The sequence below is a fragment of the Enhydrobacter aerosaccus genome (assembly GCF_900167455.1).
Lineage (GTDB): Bacteria > Pseudomonadota > Alphaproteobacteria > Reyranellales > Reyranellaceae > Reyranella > Reyranella aerosaccus.
The window spans coordinates 1860280-1880999 of the sequence record NZ_FUWJ01000001.1 but is presented as its reverse complement, the minus strand read 5'-3'; the positions used below and the strand labels follow the sequence as shown (position 1 = coordinate 1880999).

The following is a 20720-nucleotide window of genomic DNA, read 5'->3' as shown; positions in this document are numbered from 1 at the left end:
TGGCGACGGAAGACGGCGGGCGGGCCGGCCCTGCACCCGGAGCGAAGCGCAGGGCCGAAGCGCCAGCGGAGGATGGCGAAGGCCGGCTATTTTGCTTGGCGATGCAAAGGCGCGTCAGCGCCGGCGGAAAATAGCCGGCCGCAGCCATTGCCGGGCGGGCCGCTTGCCGTCCCGTTCGCCTCTCAGGAAGGCCGCGGGCGCGGCTCTGTCCCGGCGCGAGGAGCATCGGCCGCCGGTGTGACGGCGAGCCCCATCATCCGTTCCGGCCGCACGTCCCCATTCATCAGGGCTATGCGGCGTCGGCCATGAAGCGAGCGGCATCCCGGGACGCGATCTGCGCCCGAAGGTCCTTGCGCAGTACGTTGGGGCCGAGCATCCGGAGATCCTCGTTGAAGTCGGCGAGCCTGGGCGAGAGTACGATCGCCTCGATGCTGTCGGCGGACGCGCGCTCGATCAGCGCGGCCATCGCGCCATCGCCGGCCGGATCGTCGTCACGCGCGATGTAGAGCCGGCGCAGTGTGTCGGCGAAGAGGATGGCCGAGAGATGGGCTGCCGACAGAGCGGCGACCATCGGCATGTCGGGCAGCGCCATCCTGAGCGAGAGCATTGTCTCGATGCCTTCGCCCGCGGCCATGACGTCGCCGGCGATGCCGAAGCGGACGGCGTGTCCGAGAAGATCGCCCATCGCGCGGCGCGGCGTGTCGATCGGCGCCTTGCCGAGACGGACGGGGTCGAAACCGTTGGGATCGAGCCAGGTCCGGTGCGCGCCGGTGAGGCGGCCGTCGAGATCGGTGACGGCGGCGATCATGGCGGGCCAGGTCTCCGTGGCGGAATGCTCGTCCGGCCGGTAGTAGCAGCGCGGGTGGAAGCGCAGCGATCCGGTTCCATGCAAAGCCGTAATGCCGCGCCGGCGGAGATACGTCTCGGCGAGCGTGCCGTGGATCGGCCGCGACATGGCAAACAGCCGCCGCGCGGCTTCCGGGGAGCCAGTGGGCGCCGGCTGGACCATCCGCCGACGCTCCCTCGCCTGCGGTTCGGGTTGCGGCAGGCTGAGGAAGGCGCGTGCCTCCCTCGCGACATCCGCGAAATCCACGAGGCCGCAGCTCTCACGGATGACGTCGAGCAGGTCGCCGTGCTCGCCGGTCGCGGCGTCGGTCCACTTGCCGGCCGCGCCCTTGCCGCTCTCCGGGCCGATGAGGCGCACGAACATCGAGCGGCCGGGGGCGTTGCGCACGTCGCCCACCATCCAGTAGCGGCCCTCCCGGTGGCCGTTGGACAGGTAGTGGCGGCACACCGCCTCGGCATTGCGCGCGAGCCGGCGTGCCAGTTCGGAAGCGTCGAGCCGGGACATCACACCGCCTCCCGCTCGGCGACCCGCTCGATGGGATAGCGGTCCATCACCCTGGCGAGGATCGCGGGACCGCTGACGTCGGTGGGCACGAACAGGCGCAGCTTCCACGAGATGATCTCGTGGAAGAGGCCGTAGGCCGTGAGCCGCTCGCGCATGGTGTCGGTGAAGCCCGACAGCTCGATGCGATGACCGCCCATCACCCGGACGCGACGAAGCTGAAGCCCCTCGGCGAGGTCGATGACGGTCTTGCCCTCGATCAAGGCGGAGAAGGCCTCGTCAGGCGTCAGCGAAGGCAGGCCGGTCGCGGTGGCCGTGGCCGCCCAGGCCGGGGAAACCTTGCGGCCGATGATGCGTTCGCCGTCGTCGGTCTGCAGGCGATAGACGCGGGTCGACTCGTTCGGGAGCCGCTTCCAGATCGGCAGCAGCAGGCCCGAGACCATGTGCAGGGTGGAGTCGGTGAACGCGGGGACCTCGGCCAGTTCGGCCGTCCAGGCGGCCGCGAAGCTCGCCTCGTCGGCATCCTGCCAGTGGCTCTCCGCCATCGTGCGGACGGGCACGTTCGGTGCTTCCATCGGCCGGATCAGGCGGACGCGGTACTCGACTTCGCCGTCGTCGAGCATGACGGATGGGGCACGGACCTGCACGGCGGCGCGGCCGGATCGCGCGTTGACGAGAAGCCGCGCGTCGCGCTCGCGCAGCCGGCTCAAGGCTTCGCCGAGCGTGAGGGGCCGGTTCTGCTGGCGCTGCGCGATGGTGAGGAGCCGCGTCTCGGCGCCCGTGCCGGGATGGGTATAGATCATCTGCCGGCCGGTGACGACGAAGCTCTCGGCGCGCAGCGTCTCCAGCCCGACATCGTAGGTGCCTGCGGCGATGGCGCCCTCGATGCGGGCGTTGAGGAGCTGCTCGAATGCCGTGAAGAGCACGCCCTGGAGCTCAATGGTCAGCGCGAGCATGCGGTTGAGGAACGTGCTGATGCCTGGCAACTGGTCCTTGAGCCCGTTCGCATCGGTGAGCGTGAGGCCGGTGGCCGCCTCGAAGCGCTCGAGAGAACAGCCCTCGATCCTGCCGCGGGCGAGCAGATGATAGAGCTGGCGCAGCGCGTCGCGCGCATAGTGGGACTCCAGATTGTCCTCCGGCCGGAACAGGCCCTGGCCGGCGGTCTCGCGCTGGCCGCGCGTGATCGCGCCGAGCGTGTCGAGCCGGCGCGCGATCGTGCTGAGGAAGCGCTTCTCGGCCTTGACGTTCGTCGCGACCGGCCTGAACAGCGGCGGCTGCTTCTGGTTGGTCCGGTGCGTGCGGCCGAGGCCCTGGATGGCCGTGTCCGCCTTCCAGCCGGGCTCGAGCAGGTAATGCACGCGCAGCCGCGTGTTCCTCGCGGAAAGCTCGGCGTGGTAGCTGCGCCCGGTGCCGCCGGCGTCGGAGAAGACCAGGATGCGCTTGTGGTCATCCATGAAGGCCTGCGCCTCGGCGAGGTTGGCGGACGCGGCGCGGGTCTCGACCATGAGACGGTCGCTTCGGCCGGCGCTGCCCGGCTTGCGGACGATGCGGCGGGAGCGCCCCGTCACTTCGGCCACCATGTCGGCGCCGAAGTGCTGGACGATCTGGTCGAGCGCGCCGGGGACGGACGGCAGGCTCGCGAGCTTCGCGATCAGGGCATCCCGGCGCGCGACGGCCTCGCGGCTCTCGACCGGCTGGCCGTCGCGATAGACCGGACGCGACGACAGCTTGCCCTCGCTGTCGGTGTAAGGCTCGTAGAGCTGGACCGGGAAGGAATGGGCGAGATAGTCGAGGACGTATTCGCGGGGCGTGATGTCGACGCGGACGTCGTTCCATTCGTCGGTCGGCAGCTCCGCGAGGCGCCGCTCCATCAGGGCCTCGCCCGTCGACACGATCTGGACGACGGCGGCATGGCCTTGCTCGAGGTCGCGCTCGATCGCGCGGATCAGGGTCGGCGTCTTCATGCTGGTGAGCAGGTGTCCGAAGAAGCGCTGCTTCGCGCTCTCGAACGCCGATCGCGCGGCGGCCTTGGCCTGCCGGTTCAGCGTGCCCGATCCGCCCTCGCTGCCGCCGGTGATGTTGGCCGCCCGCATGGCGGCGTCGAGGTTGTTGTGAATGATCGCGAAGGCGTCGGCATAGGCGTCATAGATGCAGGTCTGCTCGGGCGTCAGCGCGTGCTCGACCAGCTCATATTCGACGCCGTCGAAGGAGAGCGAGCGGGAGGTGTAGAGCCCGAGCGCGCGCAGGTCGCGGGCGAGCACCTCCATCGCCGCGACGCCACCGGCCTCGATCGCCTCCACGAACTCGGCCCGGGTTGAGAACGGGAAGTCATCGCTGCCCCAGAGGCCTAGCCGTTGTGCATAGGCGAGGTTGTGCACGGTGGTCGCGCCGGTGGCGGAGACGTAGACGACGCGCGCATCGGGTAGCGCGTGCTGGAGCCGCAGGCCCGCGCGGCCCTGCTGCGAGGCCTCCTGATCGCCGCGTTCGCTCCTGGCGCCGACCGCGTTCTGCATGGCGTGCGCTTCGTCGAAAATGATCACTCCGTCGAAGCCGGAGCCCAACCATTCAACGATCTGCTTGACGCGGGAAAGCCTTTCGCCGCGGTCGTCGGAGCGCAGCGTGGCGTAGGTTAGAAATAGGATGCCTTCCCGCAGCGTGATCGGCTTGCCCTGCGGGAAGCGGGAGAGCGGCGTGATGAGCAGCCGCTCCATGCCGAGCGCGGACCAGTCGCGCCGCGCGTCCTCGATCAGCTTGTCGCTCTTCGAGATCCACAACGCCTTGCGGCGGCCCTGCAGCCAGTTGTCGAGGATGATGCCGGCGGCCTCGCGTCCTTTGCCGACGCCCGTGCCGTCGCCGATCATGAAGCCGCGCCGGAAACGGACCGCGCCCTCGGCGTCCTCGGCGGCGGCGGTCACCACGTCGAGCGTTTCGTCCACCGTCCAGGCGCCGGCGAGATAGCCGGAATGCGCTTCGCCGGCATAGATCACGGTTTCGAGCTGGGCGCCGGAGAGCAGGTTCAGGATGTTCGCGGGCAGGCGCGGACGATAGCTCGGTTTGGGCGGCGCGACGGAGGCCATCGCCGCCGACTGGACGAGCTGCGTCGGATGGTCCTGAGCGCCGGGAATGCGGATGCTCTGGAGCGCGTAGTCCTCGTAGATGGAATCGGAGAGACGCGCGCCTTGCGGCGGCATCCAGTCGATCGTCTCATAGGCGAACTCGACGCCTTCGGGTTTAGAGGCGGCGCTGGGCTGAGGGGCCGCGCGCGCGCTGCGCGCGACGGAGCGGCGAGCCGTGCGCGCTGTGGTGACAACGGGTGTCCCCACCGAGGCGTCGACCGGCAGCCGCGTCGGAACGTGCTCTGTGACCCAGGCCAGCAGCGTGGCGGCGTCCGGCGCGACACCGGGCGCGGCCGGGAAGATGGTGGGATCGTCGGCCGGACGCTTGTCGATCACGGTGAGCCGCGTCGGGAACGTCGTGCCGTGCCTGGCATAGACGCGGCCGTCGATGGCGGCGGAGAAGACGACGCGGCCGCGCTCCTGAAGCCGGACATAGGTGTCGCGCCAGGCCGGTGCATCGGGCGCGAAATTGGCGCCGGTGATCGCAACCAGGCGGCCGCCTTCGCCGAGCCGAGCCAGTGCTGAGCCGATATGGCGGAGCGCGGCGTCGGCCATGCGGCCCTGCACGTTGGCCATCGCCGAGAAGGGCGGGTTCATGATCACGACGCTCGGAACGATTGCGGCGTCGAGGTGATCGTGAATCTGCGCGGCGTCATGCCGGCTCACGGCGATGTGCGGAAAGAGGAGGGCGAGAAGGCCGGCGCGGGTCTCCGCCAGCTCGTTGAGGACAAGCGCTCCGCCCGCCATCTCGGCGAGGATGGCGAGGAGGCCGGTCCCGGCCGAGGGCTCGAGCACGCGGTCGCCGGGCGCAATGGCAGCGGCCGTCGCGACCGCGAGGCCAAGCGGAATCGGCGTCGAGAACTGCTGGAAGGCTTCGCTCTCGATCGAGCGGCGTGTGTGCGTCGGCAGGAGGCCGACGATCTTGTTCAGCATGGGAAGAGCGACGGCCGGAGAACCGGCCTTGCGCAGAAGCGCCTTTCCGAATTTGCGGAGAAACAGGACGGTCGCGGCCTCGCAAGCGTCGTAGGCCGTCTTCCAGTCCCAGGCGCCGGAAGCATCGGAGCCGCCGAGGGCATGCTCCATCGCGGCGCGAAGGATCGCCGCCTCAACCTGACGACCCTGTTCGAGATGAGGAAGGAGAAGGTGGGCAGCCGCAACAGTGCACGCGGCGGCGCCGGAACGGGGTGCAAGTGGCGACGCCGCGGCCGCGGGCGCGGCCGCGAGAGCGGTGGACAGGGTCATGTCGGGGAACCTCTGGGAGAGCGGAGACGGGCGAGCCGGCCGGCGCTCTCTCTCTGGACCGCACCGGCTCAAACCCGTCCCGGCCAGGCTCTCCCTCTCGTCCCGCAGCCTTCACCGCGCGCCGCCACGCACGCGAGAATCAGGGAGTCGGTTCGTCCGGCAGGGTTGCTGATGGCGGCACGTAGGCGTCGAAGGGGTTGCCGTCGGCGAGATGGCCGAACGGCGTGAACACGAAATCCGTGCCGTCGCGCCCCACGGCGCAGATGACGTAGCGCGGCTCGCCGGTAACGGCATCGGTGCATTCCATGAGCGCGAGGTTGCCGTCCGCCGCAGCACGGAGCAGCGTCGCGAAATTGGCGCGGGCGTGATCGGGGATGCTCATGGCGCACCTCGCTTTCCCGGCCGGGTGGACAAGGTGCGGTCGAGCCAGCCATTGGTCGCGATCCACGCGACGGTTTTGCGGCGGCCGAGATCGAGCACATGCGCGCCGCCACCGAAGGCGTTCACGCGCGGGCGCGAGCAGGTATTCGCCCACTGAAAGCCCCACCGTCCGGTGAGGCCGAATTCCTCGGCGCAGCGGAGCACGAATTCGATGACGGCCTGCGGATCGCCGGTCGTGTCATCGCGAATCCAGAGCCGCGTTCCGCCATGCTCGGGCTGGATGGAGAGGAGGAACGCCTCGGATGGCGGGTCATCGGCGGCGTTCTCCTCCATCATGCGATTGTAGAGATCGAGCGCACGCGCGGCGTTCTCCGGCGTGCGGACATCGAGAAGGCAGGAGAAGTGCGTGAAGAAGTCAGCCATGTCAGGCTCCTGAAACGACGAAGCCCGGCGCGATGGCCGGGCTGGTTGAAGAAAGGAGATTGCGGTCGGTGGGTCAGAGCCGGAATTCAGCGACGAGGCGCTGCGCGTTGGCGTGATGCGCCAGCATCTCGCGGTAGAATTGCTTGCGGGCCTCCCGCTTCGCCGGATCGCGCCGTGCCGATCGCGTGAGTTTGCGCCGTGCCGCGCGGATCACCGTGCGGTCGCTGTCCCAGACGGTGACGCCGAGGCGGAGATAGGTGCTGTGCATCTCAGCCTCCGTCCGCCTGCTTCGCCGCTCGCAGGGCGGCGAGCGCCGCGCGGAATTCCGCCGCGCCGACTTCCTCCGACAAGTCGATGTTGGCGGCGACGGACACGCATGCACTGTGAATGTCAGCGTCCGGCACGGCGTCCGCGGTCACACCTGCGAATTCCGGATCGGTCTCGATGATCGCGCCAATCTGGTCCCGAACGCGGTCCTCCTGGAGCTGCGCGAGGACGTGACGTGGGCGTGGAGCCGTGACGGGTTCGTCGGGATCGCGCGCTCCAGCAAGGATCGCTTCGGCCTTCGCGACCGCGGCGCTCGCCCGTGCGAGCCAGTAGGCATCCGTGCGCCGCTGGGCGACCTCATCCGCAATGACGATCTTCAGAAGGCCGAACAGCACCTCGAAGTGCGCGGCCTTCCGCTGAATGGTCTCATCGAAGTGCGACGGGACCGGGACGGCCTCGCCCGAATAGGCGGCGTCAGCGCCGATCCAGATGCCGGTGACATAGGTTTCGCCGGCGGCCTCGTAGTCGAGCTTGTCGTTGGACCAGTCATCGTCCTCGATGGCCTGGCGACAGGCCTCGGCCGGTGTCGCGGCATGATAGGTGCGCTGCCGGTAGACCGGCACGCGGTAGGTGGTCTCGACGGTATAGGTGGGCATGACAGCCTCCTGAAAACGCGAAAGCCCGGCGCGATGGCCGGGCTGTTGGGGTTGGATGGAGAGAAGGTCGGGCTAGGAGCCGAACTGCCATGACGGCCAGGGCTGGCCGTCATCAGCGGCCTTCACCGCCGCTTCGAGATAGTCGGCATCGCCTTCCACGACGGTCGGGTTCTCGACGGGCGTTTCGTCGATCACCGTCACGCTGCAGACGAGGCCGTCCTCGACCTCGACATGGACGGGCACGAGATACTGGAAGACGACGCGGCGAGGCGTGGCCGAGCTGAGCTTGGTCATCGGATTGCTCCTGATTGTGGGGCGGCAGGAGCGGCGAGGCCGCTCCCGCCGTGGTCGCGTCACTCGGCGGCGATCATCGCCGGGTCGTCGGCATCGCCTTCGCCGTCATCCGCCTGCTCGTCCTCATCGTCGGCGAGGAAGGCCGGCAGTGTTTCATCGCCTTCACCTCCGCTTACATCGACCGAGGTCGTCGCATCGCGATCGGCGGACCGCAGCGGCTCCGGCAGCCAGCCGGTGTCGGCGAGCAGGCGTTCGGCCTCCTTGGCCATCTCGGGCTTCTTGAGATGGTCGATGAGCTGAGCCTTCTCCTCGCCGAGCGCTTCCCGCACGGCTTCGACGATCCGGCTCTTCGTGACGCGGCCGAGATAGTTCGCCACCGTCGGCCGCCAGCCGGCCTCCACCATGTCGAGGCCGGTGGCGCGCGCCAGCCGATCGGCATCGCGCATGCGCCGATCGAGACCGTGCTGGGTGACGCCATAGCCGCTATGGGGATTCGGGCGCTCGTAGAGCGCGTTGATGCCATAGCTGACGCAGTGGGCGAGCAGCGCGAGGCGGCTCGCATCGTCGAGGCCGGCGATCCAGTCCCACAGCCGATCGTCGTCATCGAGCGGCATGTCCGCCTCCCAGGCCTCCACGCGTGCCTGGATGGCCTTGGCGGAAGCGCTGTCCTTCAGGTCGGGGGCCTGGACGGGGAAGTGGACCTCCCGGACCGACGCCTCGGCGGCGCAGCCGTGCGCGTTGCGCTTGAACGCATCGAGCACCAGCCTGTGTAGGAGCGCCGTCAGCGCGACATGCGGATGGTTGGCGACCGCGTCGCGCAGCGCCAGCGTGCGATGGGCGGTGAGCTCGATGACCAGCCGCTCGGGCAGCGGCTTGATGGCGTCGTCCTCCTCGTCATCGTCCGCGTCCGTGCCCTGGCCGCCAATCGTGATGACGGCGCGTTGAGCGGACGGCGCCGCGGGAGCATCGTCCCCGTCGGATTCTCCGTCGGTTTCGGCGTCGCTGCGTCCGACGGTGATCGGCGCCTCGTCTTCGGGCCGCACATAGCCGCGATCGACCACGAGGTCGCCGTCTCGATCGACGCTGACGAAAACGCCGGCGCGCGCGATGTCGGCGGGGTCATAGACGACGGGACGCTTCTCGAAGGCTTCAAGCGCCTCCTCGATCTCGCCCAGGCGCCGGTCGATCTCGTCCGGCAGATCGTCGGCGCCGTCATATTCCGCTTCGAGCCGGTCGTACTCGGCGCGCAGCGCCTCGCGTTCGTCCCGCTCTTTCTCGGTGAGATCGACGAAGGTGCCGCCGATCTGGCGCAGGCCGTGGTCGTAGCCGTAGGGCAGGTCGAGGTCGATCTTGATCCACTTCCAGCCTTCGCTCGCGATCCCATCCGCGACTGTCTTCAGCTTCTCGCTGACCAGGCGGTGAAGGACCGAGGGATCGGCAAGCCAGCCGCCGTCATCGTCCTCGAACAAATCGCGCAGGACGGCGCCGCCGGCCGCGACATAGGCATCGATGCCGACGAAGCGCGCGCGCTTGTCGGAGGCCGGGATCGTGGTCTCGGTAAGAAGCTGGCGGATATGCCAGGGCTGCCGATTGTAGGAATGCTGCACGGCCTCCCACACCTGCTCCTGGCGCTGGTGGTCTGGGTTGACGGTGAAGGCCATCAGCATGTCGAGCGTCATCCGCTCCTCGGCATAGGCCTCGCGCAGCAGGGGCGAGACGGCGTTGAGGCGAAGCCGCTGCTTCACGACCTGGACGGTCGTGAGATAGGCCGCGGCGATTTCCTGCTCGGTCATGCCCTTGTCAAGCATGTCCTGGAAGGCGCGGAACTGGTCGAGCGGATGAAGCCCGGCGCGAAGCAGGTTCTCGGCGAGGGAGTCGTCCTCGGCGAGGATCCTGGTGTCGGATTTGCGTACGATGCAGGGGACGAGCCCGTCCTTCGGGAATCGCTTCGCCTTCACGAGGCGCTCGATGGCGCGATAGCGGCGTCCGCCCGCTGGCACCTCGAACATGCCGGTCTCGTTGCCGTCCGCGTCGAGGATGGCGCGAACGTTGAGGCCCTGCACGAGGTCCTCGCGCCGGTCGATGTCGTGGACCAGCTCGTCGAGCTCAACCTCCGGCCGGGTGCGCCGGACATTGGACTCCGAGAGCACGAGCTTGTTGAAGGGGATGTCGCGCGAGCGCGAGAAGACGATCTTCCTGGCAGCCTTTGCCATGTCGGGATACTCCGCGACGGGCGCCGAGAGCCTCTCTCCCGGCTTCCAACCCGTCACGAAGCGAAGCGCCGCCCTCTCACTCTGAGGACGGCGCCTTCCGGCGATCCGGAGGGGCGTAGAACCGGAGAAGCGCAAACGCGCATCTCCGGCGCGGCGGGTTTCAGGATAGGTGTCACGCGCCGTCACGTCGAGGCGAAGCCGCTCGGTAGAGGATGCGCTCGGCCGCCCGGATGCTTCCCGCCTGGCGGGCGGCTTCCGCCCAGACCGAGATCGGAAAGTCGCCGGTGAAGAGAATGTCGCGCTCGATCCCCATGCCGAACGGCAGGACGATCGAAGCGAGTTCTTCGAGCGAGAAACTGCCGAGCTCAGGATAGCCGAGATCGGCGAGGCCGAAGAGGGTATGGCCATCTGCGTCCAGTTCGGTCGCGAGCCAGATGCCTTGGCCCAGCGGGTTGAAGAACTTGACGACGGGCACATGGTCAGCGCCGCGTTCAAGGCCATTGGCGAGCAGGCGCTCGCGCAGGTCGTCGGTCAGGAGGATCATGCTGCCCTCCTGTCGTTCGCGGGTTCGCCGGCGATCTCCGTTTCGGGGAGGAACGCCAGCAGCCAATCGGCCGCCTTGCTCGCCTGGGACGCGGCGCGGACGATGGCGCGATTATCCTCGCGCAGCACCTCCAGCCACGAGCCGATGTAGTCGGCGTGGCGCACGGTCGGATTGATGCCGAGCGAGGCGCAGCAGAAGGCCGCGTTCATCTCGGCGACCAGTTCCTCGAAGGCGTACTTCTTCGAGCCGAAGGAGCCCGATAGGTCGCGGCCGAGACGCGACGCATGGCCCGTGGCGTGGCCGAGCTCATGCAGGGCCGTGCGGTGCCAGTTGATAGGCTCGAAGTAAGACTGCGGCGGCGGCACCTGGACGTAGTCTTGCGCCGGGACATAGAAGGCGCGGTCGCCGCCGATGCGGAAATCGATACCGGTTGCCTTGATCAGCGCCTCGACGCGCGGCTCGATCAGGCCGGGTTCCGGCGCGGGCGGTACGACGGCAAGGCCGTCGGGCAGGTCCTCGCACTGCGCGACATTGAACACGGTGAAGCGCTTCAGGAACGGAATGGCCTGCGCTTCCTCGCCGGTCTCCTGCGCGCGCTTCTTCTCGTCGTCTGGAATGAAGCGATCGGCGTAGACGACGGTGGTGCCGCGCTCGCCCTTGCGGACATGGCCGCCGAGCGAGAGCGCCTGGCGGAAAGTCAGCCAGCTCTGGACCGGAAAGCCATGCTCGACGACCGCGCCCCAGAGGATCAGCACGTTGATCCCGGAATAGGCGCGGCCGGTGGCGGCGTTGACCGGCATGGCGAGCGGCGCCTTCGCCGCCGCCGTGCCCCAGGGCTGGACCCAGGGCACGCGGCCGGCCTCCAGCTCGGCGATGATCTTGTTGGTGATGTCGTCGTAGAGACTCGTCCGGTCGGCGCCGGCGCGAGCATGGCGGTCGTGTCTGAACATCGCGGTTCTCCGCGACGGGCGCCGGAGGCCTCTCCTCCAGCCCTCAACCCGTCACGGCAAACCCGGTCCGCACTCTCACTCTCTTTATGGGGGGCGTTGCGGGGTCTCCCCGCTAGAAGGGGTCGGCTCGAGACCGCGGCTTGGCCGCAGGGGAAGGCTTTCTCATTTAGATTGATGCGGAATATCGTAGCTTGGTTACGATCCAGCCAATGAATTCAAACTTGCCGCGTTTGCAGCTCCGCCGTGAGCTTTTCCAGCCCTGGCCAGCAAGCTCGGTCCATCCCAGTTGCCGAAGGCAGCGATCGGCCGTGGGTGCCGCGCTCGGCTGACGGCCTTCTGGTACTGAATCCGTGAAGCAGGACCAGGAGCAGGGAGGCCTTCTCGCAACCCGACCTTGAAGATCACTTGAATTACCCGGCCATTGGCCGTACAATATATCAGATCGAGGAGATGGAGGTATTGAGATGGCCGAAGCAATCCGGAAGCCGACTCGTGGTCGGGTTCGCGGTGAGCGTCTTGAGACCCGCGTGACGGCCGAGCAGAAGAAGCTCATCGAGCGTGCCGCGGCACTTCAGGGGCGGACTGTGACAGACTTCGTGCTTACAAGCGTGCAGGACGCCGCCCGACGCGCGATCGAGGAACACAGCCAACTCGCTCTCTCACTGCGTGACAGCGAGGCGTTCGTTGATGCGCTGCTGAACCCGAAGCCGATCAATGATCGCCTTCGTGAGACGGTCCGCCGTTATCGCCAACGTGCCGGCGTCTGACGCGTGCCTCGCAGTATCGAAGAAAAGCTCCGCGTCGAGCCGCTAAGTTCAAGCCATGACCGATCGGAGTTTGAGAGTGGGGTAGAGCCACTCGACAGATATTTTCGGACACAGGCAGGACAGGACGCACGGAAGAATATGGCCGCGCCTTTCGTCCTGGTGCTGCTGGATGGGATGATCGCGGGATACTACACGCTCTCCGCGACGTCTGTGCAGATCGCCGAGCTGCCGGCGCAAACGGTGCGGAAGCTGCCGAGATATCCGCTGGTCCCGGCGACGCTTGTGGGGCGACTCGCAGTGGATCGGCATCACCAGGGAAAAGGCTATGGGCGCTTTCTCTTGGCCGATGCCCTGTATCGGGCGGCCCGGAGCGAGATCGCGTCTTTCGCGGTGATCGTGGATGCGAAGGATGAGAACGCGCGGCGCTTCTACGAACGGGAGAGCTTTCTGCCATTTCCGGATCAGCCAATGAAGCTGTTTCGGCCGATGACAGATATCCGGCGGCTGTTCGATTAATTAATGCGCCAATGTTGAACGCATCTTAAGGAAATAGAAGAGGAGCGGGGGATCAGAATGAAGGCGTTTGAATTCGACCATCGTCTCGTCGATTCCTATGCCCGTTTCTCGCGGTCATTCAGCACTATTCGATCCGATGATCTGAAGTCGGAAATCGATCGGCAGTACGATGCCGGGCGCTTCTGGCCAGGCGCGCTTCTGTCTCTCAACCCTCGATATCTTCAGGGGCCGACAATCGACGATCTGGTCGCCTCGGGCGATCTCGACGAAGCGACTGGCAAAATATTCCGGTTCGGGTCGACGCCTCTGCGGTTCTATCGTCACCAGGGGCAGGCTATCGCCAAGGCGCGGGCGGGCCAGAGTTATGTGGTCACCACGGGAACCGGATCGGGCAAATCGCTTTGCTTTTTCGTCCCCGTGGTGGACGCAATTGTTCGCGCACGGAAGGCGGGCAAGGGGCGTAGAACCAGCGCCATTATCGTCTATCCGATGAACGCTCTGGCGAACAGCCAGATCAACGAGATCGAGAAGTTCATATCCCAATCCGACCTGCCAGCAGAGATCAGACCGGTGGTGCGACGTTACACTGGCCAGGAGAGTCAGGAGGAGCGGCAGCGGATCGCAGACAACCCGCCGGATATTCTACTCACCAACTTCATGATGGCCGAACTGCTCCTAACCCGGCAAGACGGCCTCGACACCAAAGTTATAGAAAATGCGAGCGGTTTGAGGTTTGTCGTTCTCGACGAGCTGCACACGTATCGGGGCCGCCAGGGCGCCGACGTCGCCATCCTCGTCCGCCGCCTTCGCAATCGCTGCACGCCAGACGAGACTCCGATCTGCATCGGAACATCGGCCACTATGGCGAGCGAAGGGTCTGATGCCAATCGCGCGCAAGCCGTAGCGAACGTTGCATCGCGTCTTTTCGGGGTGTCCATAGGACCGGAAGCGGTCATCGACGAGTCGCTTGAACGGGCAACGGATGACCGATTGAAGCTTGATGATGTGCGGCCGAAGCTCGCGTCTGTCCTGACATCTGCGCTCCCAGACGTGTTGACCGATGAGGTCCTGAGGGAGCATCCCTTGGCGGTCTGGACCGAATTGGCAATCGGGCTGGACGACGCGCAGGAGCTCAAGCGCAAGAAGCCCATTCCGTTTGAAGAGGTTGTGGGGCTGCTATCAAAGGATAGCGGCGTCGATCCCGAAACCTGTCGAAGTAGCCTCGAGACATTTCTAACCCGCGTCAGCCTGCCGGAAACAGAGCGAGGCGGCTCTGGGACAGGTGCGTTCCTGGCATTCAAGCTTCACCAATTTATCTCGGGCGCAGGCGAGGTCTTCACCACACTGACCGAGAAGCCCCGGAAAGTTCTGTTCGAAGGTCAGCTCGAAGACCCTAGCGCGCCAGGCCATCGCCTCTATCCAACCCGTTTCTGCCGGGAGTGCGGACATGAGGTCCATGTGGTCGTCAAAACAGAGGACGCCGAGGGTACGCTGTTCTTGCCAAGGAATATAGACGATGCGCCGCTGGACGATCAGGAGGGTGATGCTGCAGGTTATCTAACCCCCACGGGCGACGGCGACCCCGATTACCTGTTTACGGGTGATATCGAATCTTATCCCGAGGATTGGCGCGAGGAGCGTTACGGCGTCGAACGACTCCGCGCGAACCGGAAACGACGAGTGCCCGAGATGGTCACCGTTTCGCCCGACGGCCGCCTCGGTTCACCGGGCAAGAGCTTCTGGTTCATACCCGGCAAGTTTGGGTTCTGCCCATGCTGCCTTGACCAACCGCACCCAAGCATGCGGGAGCGCACCAAGCTTGCGGGGCTGTCGGGCGAGGGCCGTAGTTCAGCCACGACGCTCCTTGTCGCAACTGCCCTGGAATGGATGAACAGGTCCGACAGCGGCGTCCCCAAGGAAAAGCGCAAGCTTCTCGGGTTTACCGACAATCGTCAGGACGCCGCCCTTCAAGCAGGGCACTTCAACGATTTTCTATTCGTCAGCCTGCTGCGCGGTGCGATCCTGCGAGCCGTCCTGGACGTCGGCGACGATGGCCTGACCGAGGATGAGTTTGGTCTGCGGATCGTGAGGGCGCTCGGTTTCACCGCCGCTAACCGAGATACGCGCGTCCACTGGATGCTGGATCCCGAGGCGGGGGCCGTGGTCCGCGAGGACGCCCAGCGCTCGCTCCAAAAAGTTCTAGCCCATCGGCTTTGGACGGACCTGCGCCGGGGATGGCGCTACACCAACCCGAGCCTGTCCGTTCTCAAACTCATCGACGTCGAATTCATCGGCCTCGATGACATCGCTGAAGACACCGAGCGCCTGGCCGCCATCCGGCCGGAATTCGGCGCGCTCGATGCCACTGCGCGTAAGGTCATGTTGAAGAAACTCCTTGGCGCCATGCTCGAAGGCTTGGCCGTCGGAACAGAAGCGCTCGATCCGACCGTTCTCGAAGGAGTCGCCCAGAAGTCCCGCAATCTGCTGCGCGCCCCATGGGCTATCGACATCAAAGAGACGCCCCGAAGCCGAACGACGCTGTTCCTGCAAGCCCCAGGCAAGGATCAAGTAAGCCTGCGGGAGGAGCAGACGATCGTCCGTGCCGGCCACAATTCCCGCATCGGACGCCTGATCAATCGCAAAAGCGTCATTGGGACTAAGCTCGGCAAGACTGACTACTTGACCGCCATAACTGGGCTGATGGACCTCCTTGTGCGCGAGGGATTGGTGTCGTGTGTCGAGTTGGAGGAGGATCTGCAAGGCTGGCGTCTATCGCCGTCAGCTGTCCGTGTCGTGCCCGGCGAAGCCATTCGACGCGGCGCGGCGCAGGGCAACCGTTACTTTCATGATCTCTACAATGAGATTGCTGCCGACCTGAAGGCCGGCCAGAGCAACTTCTGGGGTCTCGAAGGTCGTGAACACACGGCCCAAGTGACCCAGAGACAACGCGAATGGCGCGAGTGGCGCTTTCGGTTCGAGAAGGAGGATCGGGACAATCTCGCGAGAACCGCCGCCGACCTCAAGGCCGCTGGCGAGTCGGAGCAGTTTCTCCCCGCCCTGTTTTGCTCGCCGACGATGGAACTCGGCGTCGACATCTCGGCGCTCAATGCTGTCTATCTGCGAAATGTGCCGCCGACGCCAGCCAACTACGTCCAGCGCGCTGGCCGCGCGGGTCGTTCGGGGCAGGCCGCTGTCATCGCGACCTATTGCGCCGCCCAATCACCTCATGACCAATACTTCTTCGAAAGGCGCAATGAGATGGTGGCGGGCGTCGTTCGTCCGCCGGCCCTCGACATCACCAATGAAGAGCTCGTGCGTTCGCATCTGCACGCCGTTTGGCTTGCCGAGGCGAAGCTAGCTCTGTCTCCAGACATCCCCGAAATTCTCGACCTGACCCAAACGGGGTACCCGCTGAAGCAGGAGATCCACGCCGTCATCGACCGGCCTGAATTGGCGATAGCTGCGCACGCTCCGATGAAGCGCGTTCTCGACCAGATCCTCGCTTCGGTGGAGGGCCGCAAGCCCGCCTGGATGAGCGATCCGAACGAATTCGTTTCCTCCGTCGCTCTGCGGGCGCCACAGGAATTCGATCGCGCCTTCGACCGGTGGCGGGAGCTTTACAACTCCGCCCGGACGCAGCTCATTGAAGCCAATGCTCGTTCCGAGATCACAGGTCTCTCGGCGGCGGACCGTCGTCGCATCAAGGCCTCGCAGATGCAGGCCAGCGACCAAATCGCCATTCTCGAACAGGGCAAAGCCTCGAACGGTTCGGACTTCTACTCCTACCGTTATCTAGCGACGGAAGGTTTCCTGCCTGGCTACAATTTTCCCCGACTGCCGCTCTACGCGTTCATTCCTGGCGAGGGAAAGACCGGCTCCTTTCTTCAGCGCGCTCGCTTTCTGGCCATCTCGGAGTTCGGGCCGCGCAGTCTGATCTATCATGAAGGCCGTGCCTACCGGGTCATGAAGGCGAAGCTGCCGCCAGAAGTGCGAACGGGCGATGGCGCGGAGCTCGCTACCCGAGACATCTACATTTGCTCGAACTGCGGCGCTTGCCATGACGGTGAGGTCGAGCGCTGCCATGCTTGCAACAGCCCGATGGCCGGCGAGACGCCCGTACAGCGGACACTCCGGATCGATAACGTCGAAGCCGCGCCGGCCGAGCGGATCACAGCGAACGACGAAGAACGCGTCCGGCAAGGCTTCGACATTCAGACTGTCTTTTCCTGGCCGAAACGCGAAAGCCGAGTACAGATTACAGAGGCCGATTTCCGCTGCGAGGACGCCTCAATCTTCAACCTGCAATATGCCAACAGCGCCGAGATCAGCCGGATCAATAAGGGGCTGAAGCGACGCGCCAATCAGACCGTCTTCGGCTTCTACATCGATCCGCGCAGCGGCTACTGGGCAAAGTCCGACGACGAGGAGCCCGACGTCGATGTGCCGCCGGATGTCGTGAAGCCGGTTCGGATTGTTCCTATCGTTCGTGATCACAAAAACGCGCTGCTCTTCCGGTTCAACGATCCGACGGCCTATGCCCCCGAGACGGTTGTCACCGTTCAGCACGCCTTGATGAGAGGCATTGAGGTCGTTTTCCAACTCGAGGAAGGTGAGGTTCTCGGCGAGCCATTGCCTGCCCGCGATAACCGTCGCGCCATCCTGGCCTATGAAGCCACGGAGGGCGGCGCCGGAGTGTTGAGCCGTCTCATCGAGGATCCGCAGGCGCTCGGCAAGGTGGCCCGAGAAGTGCTGACCCTGATGCATTTCGACAGAGTCGATGAAGCGATCGCGGCAGGCGATGCCAAGCTGCTCATCAGCCGCGACGGGGAGGCATGCGTCCGGGGGTGCTATCGTTGCCTGCTTTCCTACTTCAACCAGCCCGATCACGAGCTGATCGACCGTACGGGGGACGAAGCAAAACAGCTGCTGATTGATCTGGCGCGGGGGCAGGTGGTGCTTGCCGCGTCGGCCAGCCCGTTGGGCGAAAGCGCGGAATGGGAGCGTGCCTTCAAGGATGCAGGGCTCCCAGCTCCCGATGCGTCCGTCATCACCTTCTCCGGTCAGACGATGAGGTTCGCGTGGCGCAGCCACTACGTCGCTGCCTGCGTCTCTCCTCTGACCGAGGGAGCGCGCCAGGAAGCTGAGTCCAAGGGCTGGGCGCTGTTCGAGTTGCCGGGATCGATTGCCGCGGGTGTGCCCGACGCTTTGATCTCGATGTTTGGGGGAACATCCCGATGACGGTGAATTTCACCCCAGGCGATCTGGTCCGCGCCCGCGGGCGCGAGTGGGTCGCGTTGCCGTCGCCGCAGGACGGCATTCTGGCGCTTCGCCCGCTCTCGGGCAGTGAGAACGATACGGTGATCCTCGACCCGAAGCTCGAGATTCTCCCTGTCGAGCCTGCCCGTTTCAATCTACCTGCCGACGCTGCGGCGACCGTTCAGGCGAAAGCGGCCCTGCTCGCGGATGCGATGCGGCTGACACTGCGACGCGGTGCGGGGCCGTTCCGGTCCGCCGCGCAACTCGCCTTCGAGCCGCGGACCTATCAGCTTGTGCCCCTGCTGATGGCCCTTCGTCTGCCGGTGCCGCGCCTGCTCGTCGCGGACGATGTCGGCATCGGCAAAACGATCGAAGCTGGCCTGATCTTGCGCGAGTTGATGGATCGGGGCGAGGTGGATGCGTTCTCGGTGCTCTGCCCGCCGCACCTCGTCGATCAATGGCTAGGAGAGCTGAAGGCGCGCTTCGGGATCGACGCCGTCGCTGTCACGTCCGGCACCGCGAGCCGGTTGGAGCGCAGCCTGCCGCTCGCCCAGACCCTGTTCGACGCCTATCCCTTCACGGTGGTCAGCCTCGACTACATCAAGGCGGAGAAGCGCCGCGAAGGCTTTGCGCGCGCCTGTCCGGACTTCGTGATCGTCGATGAGGCGCATGCGTGTGTCGGAACGCACCAGGGGCGGCAACAGCGTTTCGAGCTCCTGTCGGAGCTCGCCCGAGATCCAGAGCGGCGGATGGTCCTTCTGACAGCAACGCCGCATTCCGGAGACGAAGACGCCTTCGCGCGCTTGCTCTCCCTGATCGAGCCGTCATTCGCGTCGATGGACTTCGATGACGCTCGCTACCGTGAGCGCCTGGCGCGACACTTCGTGCAGCGACGCCGGATCGATCTCATCTCGGGGGATTGGGATGAAGATCGTGCCTTCCCGAAGCATGAGACGACGGAATTCGCTTATCGCCTCACCGAGGCTCATCGCAGATTTCAGGAGGCCGTGCTCGACTACTGTTTCGGCATCGTTTCCCGTGCGGGATCGGGGCAACGAGAGCGACGCTTGGCCTTCTGGGGCACGTTGGCCCTGATGCGCTGTGTCGGTTCGTCGCCGGCCGCAGCGCTGAGCGCCCTGCGGAACCGCATGGCGACCGAAAGCGATCGGCTCGAACCACAAATCTACGATGAAGACAGCGACGACGAGGACGCAGTCGATCTTGAGCCAGGCACCGCATTTGACGCCGATCCGGAGCTTCTCGCTCTGGTCAAGGAGGCCGAGGCCCTAATCGGAAAACCCGACCCGAAGCTGGCCGCCTTGGTCGATGCGCTGACGCCGCTCATCAAGAAGGGGGTAAATCCCGTCGTCTTCTGCCGCTTTCTGGCGACGGCCGAGCATGTCCGCGATGGGCTGCGCAAGGCGTTCCCGAAGCTGACCATCGAAGCTGTGACCGGCGTTCTTACGCCGGACGAGCGCCGCGATCGTGTCGCCGACATGGCGACTGCGGACGACGAAAAGCCGGTCCAGCGCATTCTCGTCGCCACGGATTGCCTGTCGGAAGGCATCAACCTTCAGCAGCTCTTCGACACGGTCGTCCATTACGATCTGTCCTGGAATCCAACCCGGCACCAGCAGCGCGAGGGGCGAGTGGACCGCTTCGGTCAGCCGGCGGAACTCGTCCGCTCGATTATGATGTTCTCGCCCGACAGCGCCATCGACGGCGCAGTGCTCGAGGTCATTCTTCGCAAGGCCGAGGAAATCCGAAAAGCGACAGGTGTCACCGTGCCTCTCCCTGAGGAACGAGGGCCGGTGACGGATGCGCTGATGGCGTCGATGATGTTGCGTCGCGGCGTGTCCCGCCAACTCACGCTCGATCTTCGGCTCGATGACGGGGCCAAGGTTATGGAGACGCGGTGGCGCGACGCCGCCGAAAACGAGAAGAAGTCCCGCGCGCGTTTTGCGCAGAATGCGATGAAGCCGCAGGAAGTCGCCCCAGAATGGGAGAAGGTCCGCACGCTACTCGGCTCTCCAGCGGAGGCGCGGCTCTTCGTCGAGCGGGCGATGGCACGTTTCGGCGTGCCCCTGGAAACCCGGAAAACCTTGCTTCTGGCGCACGTTGACGCCCTTGATGCCGGCCTGCGCGAGCGCTTGAAGGAGCATGACCTGACCGGATCGGTGCGTCTGGCGACTGCCGAGCCCGCGCCATCGGGCACCGCTTTACTCACCAGGACGCATCCCCTGACGGCCACGCTTGCCGAAGCGCTGGTCGAGGCATCGCTCGATCCAGAGTCGCTGTCCGGGCTCGGCATTGGCCGGGTCGGCGCTTGGCCGACCGCCGCGGTTCAACAAGTGACTCGCATTGCTCTCCTGCGTCTTCGGTTCAAGTTGACTGTCCATGCGCGTAAGGAGCGGCTGCTGCTGGCGGAGGAAGCGGCGCTCGTTGCGATTCAAGGCGGGGGGATCGTGGCGTTCGGCGACACCGCCCGGGAGTGGCTCAACACACCGGCCACGTCCGATCTCGCGCCCGTCGCACGCGACAGGTTTGTCGCGAAGGCGAGGGAGGACTTGCCGAGCCTGCTCGGCGGTCCAATTGCTGACTTCGTACGATCGCGCGCGCAAGAGCTCATGCAAGACCATGCCCGCCTCCGCGCCGCGTCGGGGTCTGCCTCGCGCGTCACCGTGGAGGCCGTGCTCCCGCCGGATGTGATCGGCCTCTTCGTGCTGATCCCGGGGGAGGCCTGAGCC

14 protein-coding genes are annotated in these 20720 nt (G+C 65.8%); 4 read left to right on the top strand and 10 right to left on the bottom strand.

Annotated elements, in window-relative coordinates; all coding sequences use genetic code 11:
• Window positions 1–289: 289 nt before the first annotated feature.
• From B5D62_RS08955 to B5D62_RS08910, 10 genes are all read right to left on the bottom strand, one after another.
• Entirely contained in the window at window positions 290–1351 is a 1062-nt protein-coding gene (locus tag B5D62_RS08955; RefSeq protein WP_085933390.1) for a DUF7146 domain-containing protein, read from the bottom strand.
• A complete protein-coding gene (locus tag B5D62_RS08950) occupies window positions 1351–5706 on the bottom strand; it encodes a bifunctional class I SAM-dependent methyltransferase/DEAD/DEAH box helicase (protein WP_085933389.1) in 4356 nt (1451 codons plus the stop codon). Before B5D62_RS08950 ends, B5D62_RS08955 begins: the two co-directional genes overlap by 1 nt.
• 139 nt (window positions 5707–5845) lie before the next feature.
• On the bottom strand, window positions 5846–6088 hold the full coding sequence (locus B5D62_RS08945) for a DUF6117 family protein (protein WP_085933388.1): 243 nt from the start codon (window positions 6086–6088) through the stop codon (window positions 5846–5848).
• Complete coding sequence (locus B5D62_RS08940) at window positions 6085–6510, bottom strand: hypothetical protein (protein ID WP_085933387.1); 426 nt, start codon at window positions 6508–6510, stop codon at window positions 6085–6087. Before B5D62_RS08940 ends, B5D62_RS08945 begins: the two co-directional genes overlap by 4 nt.
• A gap of 73 nt (window positions 6511–6583) precedes the next feature.
• Window positions 6584–6778, bottom strand: a complete 195-nt coding sequence (locus B5D62_RS08935; protein ID WP_085933386.1) for a hypothetical protein — start codon at window positions 6776–6778, stop codon at window positions 6584–6586.
• A 1-nt stretch (window position 6779) separates the two neighbouring features.
• A complete protein-coding gene (locus B5D62_RS08930; protein ID WP_085933385.1) occupies window positions 6780–7433 on the bottom strand; it encodes a hypothetical protein in 654 nt (217 codons plus the stop codon).
• Between the two features lie 72 nt (window positions 7434–7505).
• Window positions 7506–7727 (bottom strand): hypothetical protein, encoded by a 222-nt coding sequence (locus tag B5D62_RS08925; protein ID WP_085933384.1) that lies wholly within the window; start codon window positions 7725–7727, stop codon window positions 7506–7508.
• A gap of 59 nt (window positions 7728–7786) precedes the next feature.
• The gene (locus B5D62_RS08920) at window positions 7787–9940 is read right to left on the bottom strand and encodes a ParB/RepB/Spo0J family partition protein (RefSeq protein WP_085933383.1); all 2154 of its coding nucleotides are present in this window, start codon (window positions 9938–9940) and stop codon (window positions 7787–7789) included.
• A 172-nt stretch (window positions 9941–10112) separates the two neighbouring features.
• The gene (locus tag B5D62_RS08915) at window positions 10113–10484 is read right to left on the bottom strand and encodes a DUF2958 domain-containing protein (RefSeq protein WP_085933382.1); all 372 of its coding nucleotides are present in this window, start codon (window positions 10482–10484) and stop codon (window positions 10113–10115) included.
• Window positions 10481–11434 carry an ArdC family protein gene (locus B5D62_RS08910; protein ID WP_085933381.1) on the bottom strand — a complete coding sequence of 318 codons (954 nt, stop codon included), beginning with the start codon at window positions 11432–11434 and terminating at the stop codon, window positions 10481–10483. Before B5D62_RS08910 ends, B5D62_RS08915 begins: the two co-directional genes overlap by 4 nt.
• 464 nt (window positions 11435–11898) lie before the next feature.
• On the opposite strand from B5D62_RS08910, the gene B5D62_RS08905 reads away from it, so the two are divergent.
• The 4 genes from B5D62_RS08905 to B5D62_RS08890 are packed head-to-tail and all read left to right on the top strand — an operon-like array spanning window position 11899 to window position 20717.
• The gene (locus tag B5D62_RS08905) at window positions 11899–12201 is read left to right on the top strand and encodes a type II toxin-antitoxin system TacA family antitoxin (protein WP_085933380.1); all 303 of its coding nucleotides are present in this window, start codon (window positions 11899–11901) and stop codon (window positions 12199–12201) included.
• 3 nt (window positions 12202–12204) lie between these two features.
• Window positions 12205–12717: a GNAT family N-acetyltransferase gene (locus tag B5D62_RS08900; RefSeq protein WP_085933379.1), complete on the top strand. Its 513-nt coding sequence runs from the start codon at window positions 12205–12207 to the stop codon at window positions 12715–12717.
• Between the two features lie 57 nt (window positions 12718–12774).
• The gene (locus B5D62_RS08895) at window positions 12775–17955 is read left to right on the top strand and encodes a DEAD/DEAH box helicase (protein WP_085933378.1); all 5181 of its coding nucleotides are present in this window, start codon (window positions 12775–12777) and stop codon (window positions 17953–17955) included.
• On the top strand, window positions 17952–20717 hold the full coding sequence (locus B5D62_RS08890) for a DEAD/DEAH box helicase (RefSeq protein ID WP_085933377.1): 2766 nt from the start codon (window positions 17952–17954) through the stop codon (window positions 20715–20717). The genes B5D62_RS08895 and B5D62_RS08890 overlap by 4 nt, the downstream gene beginning before the upstream one ends.
• The last annotated feature ends 3 nt before the right edge of the window (window positions 20718–20720 follow it).

Coding starts and splice junctions, on each gene's coding strand:
- B5D62_RS08950 (WP_085933389.1), bottom strand. CDS start 5,706: ATGACCCTGTCCACCGCTCTCGCGGCCGCGCCCGCGGCCGCGGCGTCG.
- B5D62_RS08930 (WP_085933385.1), bottom strand. CDS start 7,433: ATGCCCACCTATACCGTCGAGACCACCTACCGCGTGCCGGTCTACCGG.
- B5D62_RS08905 (WP_085933380.1), top strand. CDS start 11,899: ATGGCCGAAGCAATCCGGAAGCCGACTCGTGGTCGGGTTCGCGGTGAG.
- B5D62_RS08925 (WP_085933384.1), bottom strand. CDS start 7,727: ATGACCAAGCTCAGCTCGGCCACGCCTCGCCGCGTCGTCTTCCAGTAT.
- B5D62_RS08890 (WP_085933377.1), top strand. CDS start 17,952: ATGACGGTGAATTTCACCCCAGGCGATCTGGTCCGCGCCCGCGGGCGC.
- B5D62_RS08935 (WP_085933386.1), bottom strand. CDS start 6,778: ATGCACAGCACCTATCTCCGCCTCGGCGTCACCGTCTGGGACAGCGAC.
- B5D62_RS08895 (WP_085933378.1), top strand. CDS start 12,775: ATGAAGGCGTTTGAATTCGACCATCGTCTCGTCGATTCCTATGCCCGT.
- B5D62_RS08910 (WP_085933381.1), bottom strand. CDS start 11,434: ATGTTCAGACACGACCGCCATGCTCGCGCCGGCGCCGACCGGACGAGT.
- B5D62_RS08920 (WP_085933383.1), bottom strand. CDS start 9,940: ATGGCAAAGGCTGCCAGGAAGATCGTCTTCTCGCGCTCGCGCGACATC.
- B5D62_RS08955 (WP_085933390.1), bottom strand. CDS start 1,351: ATGTCCCGGCTCGACGCTTCCGAACTGGCACGCCGGCTCGCGCGCAAT.
- B5D62_RS08945 (WP_085933388.1), bottom strand. CDS start 6,088: ATGAGCATCCCCGATCACGCCCGCGCCAATTTCGCGACGCTGCTCCGT.
- B5D62_RS08915 (WP_085933382.1), bottom strand. CDS start 10,484: ATGATCCTCCTGACCGACGACCTGCGCGAGCGCCTGCTCGCCAATGGC.
- B5D62_RS08940 (WP_085933387.1), bottom strand. CDS start 6,510: ATGGCTGACTTCTTCACGCACTTCTCCTGCCTTCTCGATGTCCGCACG.